Source organism: Acidithiobacillus concretivorus (assembly GCF_018853445.1).
Classification (GTDB): domain Bacteria; phylum Pseudomonadota; class Gammaproteobacteria; order Acidithiobacillales; family Acidithiobacillaceae; genus Acidithiobacillus; species Acidithiobacillus concretivorus.
Genome location: NZ_JABELD010000109.1, coordinates 1 through 9,220, shown reverse-complemented (window position 1 = coordinate 9,220; position 9,220 = coordinate 1). Strand labels below are relative to the sequence as shown.

The following is a 9,220-nucleotide window of genomic DNA, read 5'->3' as shown; positions in this document are numbered from 1 at the left end:
GCCTCATTCAATCCGCCAAGGCCAAGGCTCGGGGTTACCGCACGCACAAGAACTTTATCAACATGGCCTACCTGATCCTGGGCAAGCTGGATCTCAGGCTACCCACTTGAAATGACGAGGAACCTATTTCAGGGCTTATACCAGCGGAACGCCTTTGCGAATCTCAATCAACGGCTCACCCACAAACGCATATTTCAGCCCCCATCACTACAGGGAAGCATTAGGTTATATTATATACGTGCAGAAATTCTCTCCATACTCGGTGATGCGTCTTTATGCAGGATATGGGGACCAGACTATAGACGGTGTTACCACGCCCATAACTGACTTTTACGGCACTATTACCGGCATTATTTCGACGCATTTACAGTTCAGTCTCACCGGTGGCTATTCTCAGGTAGCCAGTGCTTACGGCGGGGGGGCTGGTTATCATCGGAGTTATGTGGGAGCGAATCTAACGATACCGTTTTAAGCGCAATGCTGCTTAGTGAGTTATATTTCTGTGAGACTATATCCGCTTACCCATGATGCAGGCAGGGCTATGGCGGGTTCATGGTCATCGTGTCTGGCGCTTGCCGTCGAGATAAGCGGTTAGTGCCCGACAGGTTTTCTGGAAATTTTGCGGTAGTGCTGCCGTATTGTTCCGGATTTCAGCGCTGCTCATTGCATACGGTTTCAATGCCTCCGTCTGCAGCTGGGCGTCCTGCGCATCACATCTATCCACTTTCATCTGCATCGCTCCTGTCGATCTGTGTGTGTATAGCACTGCCTTTACTGATTGCTTCGCCAGACGCTTCTTCCATGACGAATAATTCCCAGTACCGGGTGCGCTGGCGTTTGTTGGCCTTGGACTGGTACAGGGCCTGGTCGGCATAGCGCAGCAGGGTCTCGAAATCACCGGCATAGTCGGAAGGATACAAACACAGCCCCATGCTCAGACGGACCCCGACCACGGCACCCGATTGCAGATGAATGGGTTCATTCACGGTGACCTCGATTTTGACCAGAATCAGTTCCAGCTCTTCGAAGTGGTTGAAGCCTTCAATCAGCAGCACAAATTCATCCCCGCCCAGACGCGCTACATAGTCGCTGCGGCGCAGGGCGGCGTGCAGGCGGCGGCCCACCACGCGCAACACATGGTCCCCCGCCTCGTGGCCGTAAAGATCATTGATGGGTTTGAAATGATCCAGGTCAATCATACAGATGGCCAGGGCGCCGTGGCCGCGCTGGACGCGGGGTAAGGTAACGGCCACCTGGTCCATGAGGGCACGCCGGTTACCCAAACCCGTCAGGCGGTCATGGCAGGCCTCGTATTCCAGTTGTTCGCGGACCAGCCATTCGGCGGTCACATCGCGCTGAATGCCCACATAATGGCTGATGGCTCCAGTACGCTGGTAAATAGGGATGATGCTTAAATGATTCCAGAACGTCTGCCCATCGCGACGGTAATTGAGCAGGCGACCGTTAAAAAACCCCTGACCGCAGAGGGCCTCGTCAATTTCGGTCAGAGTCCGGGGGTCAGTACGTGGGCCTTGCAGATGATGCAGCCCGAAGCGGCTGATTTCCGCCAGCGTATAACCCGTCATCCGGGAAAAGCTGGCATTCACATACAAAATGCGTCGATCGGCATCGGTCAGGACCACCCCCTCTTCCGCCGCTTGCAGGGCCGTACCCAGCAAAAGCTGGTGTTCGCGCTCTACCCGCTCGCGGAGAATGCCCACCCAGTCTTCCAGGGCTTCACTCACCCGGCGGGCGATGCCCTCCAGCACCACCTGACAGTCTTGCGGGAAACCCCGCTTGTCCCGGTCATACAGCACCAGCAGCGCCCAGGGCTGGTGGTCGCGATGAATGGGCAGCACCGCCATGGAACGCAACTGATAGGGACGAGCATTCTGCTGCCAGGCCTTGCGCAGCGGCCCCTCGGAGAAAGGTTCATTAAACAGCGGCCTTTGCGTCTGCCAGACCCGGAACAGCGGGCCATGGTCGGCGGGCAGACCGCTGCGTCTTTCGGCAAAGCTGTCGAGATAGGCGGTATCTCCGGCTTCCGCCAAGGTTTGCATGGAATTGTCCGGCTCTACCCGGCAAACCCAGGCCAGACTGACGGGCGTGCATTCCACCGCCAGCGTACACAGGGACTCCAGCAGGATGGATTCCTGATCGGTGTGTTCCATGACCTGCCCGACGGCCTTGCTGAAAGCCAGGTATTGTTGCAAGCGGGTATGGGCCGCAGAAAATGACGAAGCACCCGAAGGCAACCCCCCACCCAACCCCAGACGCACCCAAACCCGGCGCCAGTGGCCGTTTTTAGCGGACGGATCAGGGGTATCACCGGACATGAGCGGAAGACCGTAACGCAGCAGATGGGCAGCCAGCGACCTCCCCCCGGCCACTTCGGGAGGTTTTGCAAGCTGCCGCAGTCCGCGACGTTCAGGCCATTTTGAGGACCGGCATGGCGGAAATCCGCTGATTGGCGGGTTTTTGCTGGCGCTGCAGGGCATACAGCGCCTGCAACTCACTGCGCACCACGTTCAGTTCCATGTCGATGGTCGCGGTGGCCGCACCGCGCTGTTCGCGACGACTGAGCAGGCGATGGCGCAATTGCTGGAGCTCATTGATACGCTGTTGCGGATGATCGGCGTTCATGGTCGTTCTCCTGTGTTTACGGGGTGATAACATAAGTGCTGGCGGCATTGGGACCGAGGTTAAAACCCGCCTGCGATAAAGCGCGGCCCACTGCCGCCGTGGTGTTACTGTCTTTGCAGACACCGGTTCCGGTGCCCACATTTAAGGTGACCTTTTGGGTGCTCGCCGTAATCACCGCCGGATCAATGCCGATCTGACTGCAATGGGTCGTGCCGCCCTGGCTGGTATAAGCCGGTACGGCGTGATCCAACGGCGCGGTGACGGTACTCGACAACACCGCAAAAACGTTAATTGATGTTTTGTTTGTCTGTGCATTAATAATATCCAGCCTTGCTACAGATGCTGCAGAACGAAAATTAGCTACGACCACTTCCGCTTGGGTAAAGCGCAAATACTGGAAATATAAAGGTAATGAAATGGTTGCCAGAATAGCGATAATGGCAATAGTTATCATCATTTCTATAAGCGTAAATCCATTTTGATGATTGCGATATCTTTTTTTTAAGCACATCTTAATATGCCAATTTTGTTATTATTTAAATTGATAAAATATTTATAAGTAAAATGGCATGGCATTACGCCATGCCGAATTATAATCACTTACGCAGAAGGCGTAGCCGGTACAATACTCCCATTTAGGGTGATATTTACAGCAGCACCGGTTTGTGCGGCTACAGATTGTGTGCCGGCAGTAGTATTACCAGCTACAGCTGGTGCCGCACCGGCTGTTATTGCATAAGAGTTTAACTGCTGCTTAATTTTATCTTGCAGACTGTTAGAACATGCTGTGTAGTTTAGATTGAAGTAGCTTGCATCTCCGGGTGCAATAGCTACAGTAGCAGATGCTGTGCCTGAAGTAGGACCATTGGAACCGGCTGCTGCTTGTGCTGCTGCTGCCGTGATATATGCACAACTTTGAATGCTACCTGCCGCACCCGCGCCAGGTAGTGTAATGGTGGTCGTTTGACCTGCATTAGCTGCGGCCTCAGCCGCAACGCCTTGACTGACTACCTGATGAAAATCCTGAGCAATAGTTGTGGCCTTTGCCGATTCAATGTACTGCTCATACTGCGGAATGGCGATGGCCGCCAGAATACCGATGATGGCGATGACGATCATCAGTTCGATGAGGGTGAAACCCGCTTCGGCGCTGGCCTGCGCCTTTTTGACTAACATACTCATGAGGATGCTCCTTGTGTGGTAAGAAGTTCGGCAACGCCAAAGGGTGCTGCGCTGGTTCTCATAAAGCAGAAAGCGTGCCATCATCAGAATCGCTGTGCTTTGACAGCAGTGTGCCATTCACATACTCATGTTTTTATGGGAAAATTATCGTAAACTCAATGGAACTCTGCGAACCGCAACAAAGTCATCAAGCCGAACCTTGCCGTGTTTTTCATCCAAATCCGATGAAATCCTGTGCGGACTTCATCGAAAAGCGATGAAAGTTTTTTACTTTTCCATTAAAATCGATGAAACAAACCTTGCAGAAAGGAAGTGTTATGGAGGCCTTTTGTCCGCCCACTGCTTTCATCAGCCCGCAAATGGCCGCCTTGCTCACCGGCAAAACGGTGCGGACCATTCATAACTGGCTGGATTCGGGCGTTATTGCCGGGCAGCAGTTGCCCAGTTCACAAGTGCCCAGCGGGGTGCTGCGGCAGGTGGACCTGAGCAGCCTGGCCGCCAAGGACCAACACTGCCTGCTGCAAGACTTTGTGGATGCCGTGCAACAGGCCGACCATGGCGACGCCGGGGCGCTCAACCAGGTGGGTATTTATTTTTACTGGTCTGACGACCATGCCATTGCCAGCAGTTTTTTTGAGGCTGCCGCCAAAAAAGGCCATGCCGATGCCATGGATTTTTTGTCGGCCTGTTATTTCAACGGCCGGGGTGTGGACAAAAATCAGGGCCTTGGCCTGCGCTGGCTGGGCAGTGCCGCCGCGCTGGGGCATAGTCTGGCTCAGGGCAAATTGCGCACGCTGGGGTTTGAGGTGTAGCGCTGTATTTGTTGATAGCAACAAATTACTATATAGCAAATCCGTGCTATAGTTTGCTATGTGGACATCTAGGCTAGGCGCTGATTGCTGTGCTGACCCAGATTGCGGAGTCGGCCAAGGTTTACGGCACAGCACATCGTGCCAACATGGATCACTATCTGGGTATCCCCACCGGGACGACCAAGATATCCACAGTGCAGCAATCCATCAGGCGGCTCATGGGGCGGGGTGTCATTGCCAATTCCGGAGAATCGGGCTTATACAGCATAGAGGACCCGACTTTTCTTGCCTGGATTCGCAAAAACGAAAAGATATAGGGGCCGCCCATTTGTTCTATGGCCGCAAATAGGTGTTCTACCCACGCCCGCGCCTTGGCGATGTTGTGGTTTCGCCGTTGCGGGCATTAAGCCGCAACTACCGTTTGCCGCTGATCCTCGATAATAATGCCTGCACCAAGCGCCGCGATGACGCCATCACAATTTTTTTAACTGCCACTTCGGTCTTGTCAGTAATTGGGATTGCGATGGAGATGGGCAACGGCAACTACCAATATCTCATGATCGTTGTGCGTGTAAATCAACCCATATGGAAATCGGCGCATTAAACAGCGATGCCACTGACCACTTAATTTCTGCCATGCGTTTGGATACCGCTCTATACGATTGATGGCTTCTGTCACCTCTGCCAGAAATGCGTCGGCTACCCCAGCACCGGCTTCGTCATAGAAACGCCAAGCTTCGGTCAATTCTTCATCGGCTACGTCAAGAAAGCGTAATTTCATTCTCGTCTGAACTGGCCTAGTACCGATTCAACATCCTTGGTGCCCATTTCACCACGTCGATAAGCGGCTAGCCGCTTATTTGCCTCCTCAGCCCATAACTGGTCAAACTCCAGACTCGGTTCGTCCAGGCTGATCAAGAGGCTATCTACGATTTTCAAGCGGTCCCTGGCTGAAAGGCCCACAGCTTGTTCAATGATGGTTTGCGTGAGTGTCATCTAATCTCTCCCTTGAAATCAGCGCTTGCACAAAGAGGCAGTTTTCATCATAGCCGAAAGTCCTAACTCGACAAAATGAAAGGACGCCTATCACTTGGTAGAGTGAAATCACATGCAAATGACCGATATTAGGTGCTGATTGACATACGATAAAATGCATAAATTGATATTATCTTTTTTATCGTATATGCTTTTTTTATTCGGTATATCGTATGTGCAGAGGCGTTTTTCATGATCGTGACCATCAGGAACAGCAGAGAGCTCGGGGAAGCCATTCGGGCCGAACGCCTGAAAAGAAAACTGCGTCAGGTCGATCTGGCGAGCATGGCTTCGGTAAGGCAGGCCCTTATCTCCAATCTTGAAAACGGGGCCAATAGCGCACGCGCAGACACTTTTCTCAAGGTCCTGGCCGCGCTTGACATGGACTTGGCGCTGGTGCCGCGCCGCAAGGCCGAATTCAATCCGACGGAGTATTAAGGATGGGGCGCAGGCGCAAAGCGCGGGCCGTGCAGGTCTATGTCGGCTCCACCAAGGTCGGGGTATACGCCCGCACTCCCGACGGCTCCACCCTGTTTCGGTATGACCCAGCCTGGTTGGCTTCCAAACGCGCTTTTCCGATCTCCCTCTCGATGCCACTATCCGACCGGCCCTGGCGCGGGATGACGGTCAGTAGCTTTTTTGACGGCCTGCTGCCTGACGATTCCACAGTCCGGGACAAGATTGCATCGCGCGAACATGCTGAGAGTGCCGGGACATTCGACTTGCTCGCCGCCATTGGGCGAGATTGCGTCGGCGCTTTGCGTTTCATTCCCGAAGAGATGGATTCCGGTGATTCGACCAAGATGATCTACAGGCCGGTCTCGGACGAGGAAATCGCGGCGCGGCTCGAAGCACTCGGGACATCACCACTCGGCATGAATGTTGAGGAAGACGACTTCCGCATCTCGATTGCCGGGGTGCAGGAGAAAACCGCCTTCCTGAATATCGATGGAAAGTGGAATCTCCCCCTTGGCCCGACACCGACCTCGCACATCTTCAAGCCAGCCCTCATGAAAGGCCCGAACAGTGCGGACTTTTCCGATACGTCGTGGAATGAGTGGCTGTGCCTGGAGCTCTGCCGTGCCTTGGGTCTGGAAGCGGCGAATGCGAAAGTATTGCTGTTTGGCGGAAAGCCGGTGTTAGTGGTCGAGCGTTTTGACAGGCTTTGGAAAGACGGGGTCCTGTATCGGTTGCCGCAGGAGGATACTTGTCAGGCGCTGGGCGTATCCCCGACGCGCAAATATCAGGCTGACGGCGGACCGGGTATTGAGGACATTCTCGCGTTTCTCAACGGGGCAGTTGCGCCTCGGGAAGACCGCCTGCGCTTTATGACGGCGCAGATAGTATTTTGGCTTCTGGCGGCCATCGATGGGCACGCCAAGAATTTCTCCGTCTTTCTCACGCCGGGTGGCTACAAGCTCACTCCGCTCTATGACGTGATGTCGGCTTCACCCTATCCGCAACTCTCGCCACACAAGATCAAACTGACCATGGCGGTTGGCAAGAATCGCCATTACCGCATCATGGACATCCAATCGAGGCATTTCTACCAGACTGGTCAGGCGGCGGGCCTGGGCAAGCAGGATATGGACGGCATTTTTTCCGGCCTGCTTGCCCGGATCGAGGCGGCTCTTGCCGAAGTCGAGGCGCTTGCCGCCAAGGCGGGTGCGCCTGAAGCGACTTTCGTCCCGATCCTTGAGGGTGTTGAGAAACGTGCATCCCTCTTGTTGACATCCTCCTCGCCCTGAAGGACGAGGATTCCTTCCTGCCAGCAGCGGCCCTACTTCAGCCGCTTTGATTGACCCATTCCCTTTGGTTTGGGCCAACTTCACGGCTTACGCCGCGAAACAGGCTACCCCGGCGTGCCCCGCCGTTGACTGCAATCCTCTTGCGAGGATGTTTCGTGCCGCGTTCACGTCGGCATGCGCTTCATGCCCACAGTGCAGGCAATGGAACTCGGCTTGTGTTTTTCGATTTCCGGCGTCCACCACACCGCAAACCGGACAGATTTGCGAAGTATAGGCCGGGTCCACCAAGAGCAGCATGCCACCGGCCCACTGGAGTTTGTAGCCTAGCATCTGTTTGAGCATGCCCCATCCCTGATCGAGGATGGATTTGTTTAATCCTGATTTCTGCCGAACGTTGCGTCCGGGTTGCTCGACAGTGCCCCTTGCGGAGCCGGTCATGTTCCGTACTTTCAGATCTTCCAGCACCACGACCGCGTGGTTTTTGCTGATGGCGGTGCTGACCTGATGCAGTACGGTCTTGCGAATCTCCGCGATGCGCTGATGCAAGCGCGTGATTTTGGCCTTCTGTTGCTTCCAGTTGGCCGAGAACTTCACTTTGTGCGCGAGCTTTCTTTGCTCCCGCGCCAGCCTATTTTGCAGATCCCGATAAGCCGTAACCGGCAGGAACATGGTGCCATCGGACAACGTGAGCAGGTTCGCCACGCCCCGGTCACCGCCGACCGCTGTAGTGGACGGATGTACGGGGTCCGGGATTTCCTTTTCGGTCTGTATGGCGACAGTCCAGTGACCACCCGACCGGCTGACGGTAACATTGCGGATTTCGCCGCCGATGATGCAGGACTTGCGGAACTTCACCCAGCCAATACGCGGCAGGAAGATTTTGGGGAGCAATCTGCGTCCATCCGCATCCTGTGGTTTCAGGTCGATTTTGATCTGCTCCGGATCGGGATAGCGCATGCTGTCGTGCAAGCCCTTTTTCTTGAACACCGGAAACCGCTTGGGATTCTTTTTGTCGAAAGCGTCCTTGAACGCCCGGTCCAGAAACTTCAGCGCCCATTGCTGGGGGTGGACGGGGGATTCGGACAGAAAGCCGAAAGATTCCCCGTTCCGCCAGGTGGTCAGGCACTTGGCCAGGTCCACGTAAGACAAGATGCCGCAACCGTGCTCCAGATAGCTTTTCTGGATCGCTAAAGCGCGATTCCAGACGAAACGCACGCAGCCGACCGCGCGGGACAGGAGATGTTCCTGCTCCGGAGTGGTTTCGAGACGGTAGCGCACGGCTTTGCGAAGCATCATGCGTTTATTGTATGCTTGGCCGATGACTGATGCAACTGAAATAAGACACGGCAGGCATTGCGTTTTTAACCTGCATGTTCACTTGGTCTTTGTAACCAAATATCGCCGTGGCGTATTCACTGGCGAGGTGCTGGCCGATCTGCGCGGCATCTTCGCCGCCGTCTGCCAGGATTTCAGCGCGGAGCTGGTGGAGTTCGACGGGGAGGATGACCATGTGCATCTGCTGGTAAATTATCCGCCAACGGTGTCCGTTTCGGCACTGGTGAACAGCCTCAAGGGGGTTTCCAGTCGTCTGATCCGCAAAAAGAACTACCCCAGCGTCAGCAAGAAATTGTGGGGCGGGGCGCTCTGGTCCCCCTCGTACTTTGCCGGTAGTTGCGGCGGTGCGCCCATATCCATTATTCGCCAGTACATCGAGCAGCAACAAACACCGGATTAGCGTCTCACCTTGCAAGGGCGGGAGCGGCGGCATTGAGCCACCTCCCCGCCGCGCTCTTGACCTCC

The 9,220-nt window shown here is 54.9% G+C and carries 14 protein-coding genes; 6 read left to right on the top strand and 8 right to left on the bottom strand.

Annotation, left to right across the window (positions count from 1 at the left end):
• Positions 1-238 precede the first annotated feature (238 nt).
• Positions 239-472, top strand: a complete 234-nt coding sequence (locus HJG40_RS12140) for a hypothetical protein (protein ID WP_215864435.1) — start codon at positions 239-241, stop codon at positions 470-472.
• Positions 473-556: 84 nt separating this feature from the next.
• Here HJG40_RS12140 and HJG40_RS12135 read toward each other — a convergent pair whose 3' ends face one another.
• The 5 genes from HJG40_RS12135 to HJG40_RS15455 form a co-directional block, all read right to left on the bottom strand.
• Entirely contained in the window at positions 557-730 is a 174-nt protein-coding gene (locus HJG40_RS12135; RefSeq protein WP_215864434.1) for a hypothetical protein, read from the bottom strand.
• Positions 717-2,336: a diguanylate cyclase gene (locus tag HJG40_RS12130; RefSeq protein ID WP_215864433.1), complete on the bottom strand. Its 1,620-nt coding sequence runs from the start codon at positions 2,334-2,336 to the stop codon at positions 717-719. The genes HJG40_RS12135 and HJG40_RS12130 overlap by 14 nt, the downstream gene beginning before the upstream one ends.
• Before the next feature lie 91 nt (positions 2,337-2,427).
• Complete coding sequence (locus HJG40_RS12125) at positions 2,428-2,643, bottom strand: hypothetical protein (RefSeq protein WP_215864432.1); 216 nt, start codon at positions 2,641-2,643, stop codon at positions 2,428-2,430.
• Positions 2,644-2,659: 16 nt separating this feature from the next.
• Complete coding sequence (locus tag HJG40_RS15310; protein WP_215864431.1) at positions 2,660-3,154, bottom strand: prepilin-type N-terminal cleavage/methylation domain-containing protein; 495 nt, start codon at positions 3,152-3,154, stop codon at positions 2,660-2,662.
• Positions 3,155-3,243: 89 nt separating this feature from the next.
• A complete protein-coding gene (locus HJG40_RS15455; RefSeq protein ID WP_368356167.1) occupies positions 3,244-3,825 on the bottom strand; it encodes a prepilin-type N-terminal cleavage/methylation domain-containing protein in 582 nt (193 codons plus the stop codon).
• A gap of 317 nt (positions 3,826-4,142) precedes the next feature.
• Here HJG40_RS15455 and HJG40_RS12110 point away from each other — a divergent pair, with 317 nt between their 5' ends.
• Positions 4,143-4,637: a tetratricopeptide repeat protein gene (locus HJG40_RS12110; RefSeq protein WP_215864430.1), complete on the top strand. Its 495-nt coding sequence runs from the start codon at positions 4,143-4,145 to the stop codon at positions 4,635-4,637.
• A gap of 89 nt (positions 4,638-4,726) precedes the next feature.
• The gene (locus tag HJG40_RS12105; protein ID WP_215864429.1) at positions 4,727-4,954 is read left to right on the top strand and encodes a hypothetical protein; all 228 of its coding nucleotides are present in this window, start codon (positions 4,727-4,729) and stop codon (positions 4,952-4,954) included.
• A 188-nt stretch (positions 4,955-5,142) separates the two neighbouring features.
• Here HJG40_RS12105 and HJG40_RS12100 read toward each other — a convergent pair whose 3' ends face one another.
• Together HJG40_RS12100 and HJG40_RS12095 are read right to left on the bottom strand one after the other, a co-directional pair.
• Positions 5,143-5,418, bottom strand: coding sequence for a type II toxin-antitoxin system RelE/ParE family toxin (locus HJG40_RS12100; RefSeq protein WP_215864428.1), 276 nt, complete (start codon positions 5,416-5,418; stop codon positions 5,143-5,145).
• Entirely contained in the window at positions 5,415-5,633 is a 219-nt protein-coding gene (locus tag HJG40_RS12095; RefSeq protein WP_215864427.1) for an addiction module protein, read from the bottom strand. The genes HJG40_RS12100 and HJG40_RS12095 overlap by 4 nt, the downstream gene beginning before the upstream one ends.
• Before the next feature lie 231 nt (positions 5,634-5,864).
• On the opposite strand from HJG40_RS12095, the gene HJG40_RS12090 reads away from it, so the two are divergent.
• Complete coding sequence (locus HJG40_RS12090) at positions 5,865-6,110, top strand: helix-turn-helix domain-containing protein (RefSeq protein ID WP_215864426.1); 246 nt, start codon at positions 5,865-5,867, stop codon at positions 6,108-6,110.
• Between the two features lie 2 nt (positions 6,111-6,112).
• Entirely contained in the window at positions 6,113-7,420 is a 1,308-nt protein-coding gene (locus HJG40_RS12085) for a type II toxin-antitoxin system HipA family toxin (protein ID WP_215864425.1), read from the top strand.
• An 87-nt stretch (positions 7,421-7,507) separates the two neighbouring features.
• On the opposite strand, the gene HJG40_RS12080 is transcribed toward HJG40_RS12085, so the two are convergent.
• On the bottom strand, positions 7,508-8,716 hold the full coding sequence (locus HJG40_RS12080) for an RNA-guided endonuclease InsQ/TnpB family protein (RefSeq protein ID WP_215864424.1): 1,209 nt from the start codon (positions 8,714-8,716) through the stop codon (positions 7,508-7,510).
• Positions 8,717-8,738: 22 nt separating this feature from the next.
• Between HJG40_RS12080 and tnpA the strand changes: the two genes are divergently transcribed.
• Complete coding sequence (tnpA, locus tag HJG40_RS12075) at positions 8,739-9,155, top strand: IS200/IS605 family transposase (protein ID WP_215864423.1); 417 nt, start codon at positions 8,739-8,741, stop codon at positions 9,153-9,155.
• The last annotated feature ends 65 nt before the right edge of the window (positions 9,156-9,220 follow it).

Coding starts and splice junctions, on each gene's coding strand:
- HJG40_RS15310 (WP_215864431.1), bottom strand. CDS start 3,154: ATGTGCTTAAAAAAAAGATATCGCAATCATCAAAATGGATTTACGCTT.
- HJG40_RS12110 (WP_215864430.1), top strand. CDS start 4,143: ATGGAGGCCTTTTGTCCGCCCACTGCTTTCATCAGCCCGCAAATGGCC.
- HJG40_RS15455 (WP_368356167.1), bottom strand. CDS start 3,825: ATGAGTATGTTAGTCAAAAAGGCGCAGGCCAGCGCCGAAGCGGGTTTC.
- HJG40_RS12090 (WP_215864426.1), top strand. CDS start 5,865: ATGATCGTGACCATCAGGAACAGCAGAGAGCTCGGGGAAGCCATTCGG.
- HJG40_RS12080 (WP_215864424.1), bottom strand. CDS start 8,716: ATGATGCTTCGCAAAGCCGTGCGCTACCGTCTCGAAACCACTCCGGAG.
- HJG40_RS12130 (WP_215864433.1), bottom strand. CDS start 2,336: ATGTCCGGTGATACCCCTGATCCGTCCGCTAAAAACGGCCACTGGCGC.
- HJG40_RS12135 (WP_215864434.1), bottom strand. CDS start 730: ATGAAAGTGGATAGATGTGATGCGCAGGACGCCCAGCTGCAGACGGAG.
- tnpA (WP_215864423.1), top strand. CDS start 8,739: ATGACTGATGCAACTGAAATAAGACACGGCAGGCATTGCGTTTTTAAC.
- HJG40_RS12085 (WP_215864425.1), top strand. CDS start 6,113: ATGGGGCGCAGGCGCAAAGCGCGGGCCGTGCAGGTCTATGTCGGCTCC.
- HJG40_RS12100 (WP_215864428.1), bottom strand. CDS start 5,418: ATGAAATTACGCTTTCTTGACGTAGCCGATGAAGAATTGACCGAAGCT.
- HJG40_RS12125 (WP_215864432.1), bottom strand. CDS start 2,643: ATGAACGCCGATCATCCGCAACAGCGTATCAATGAGCTCCAGCAATTG.
- HJG40_RS12095 (WP_215864427.1), bottom strand. CDS start 5,633: ATGACACTCACGCAAACCATCATTGAACAAGCTGTGGGCCTTTCAGCC.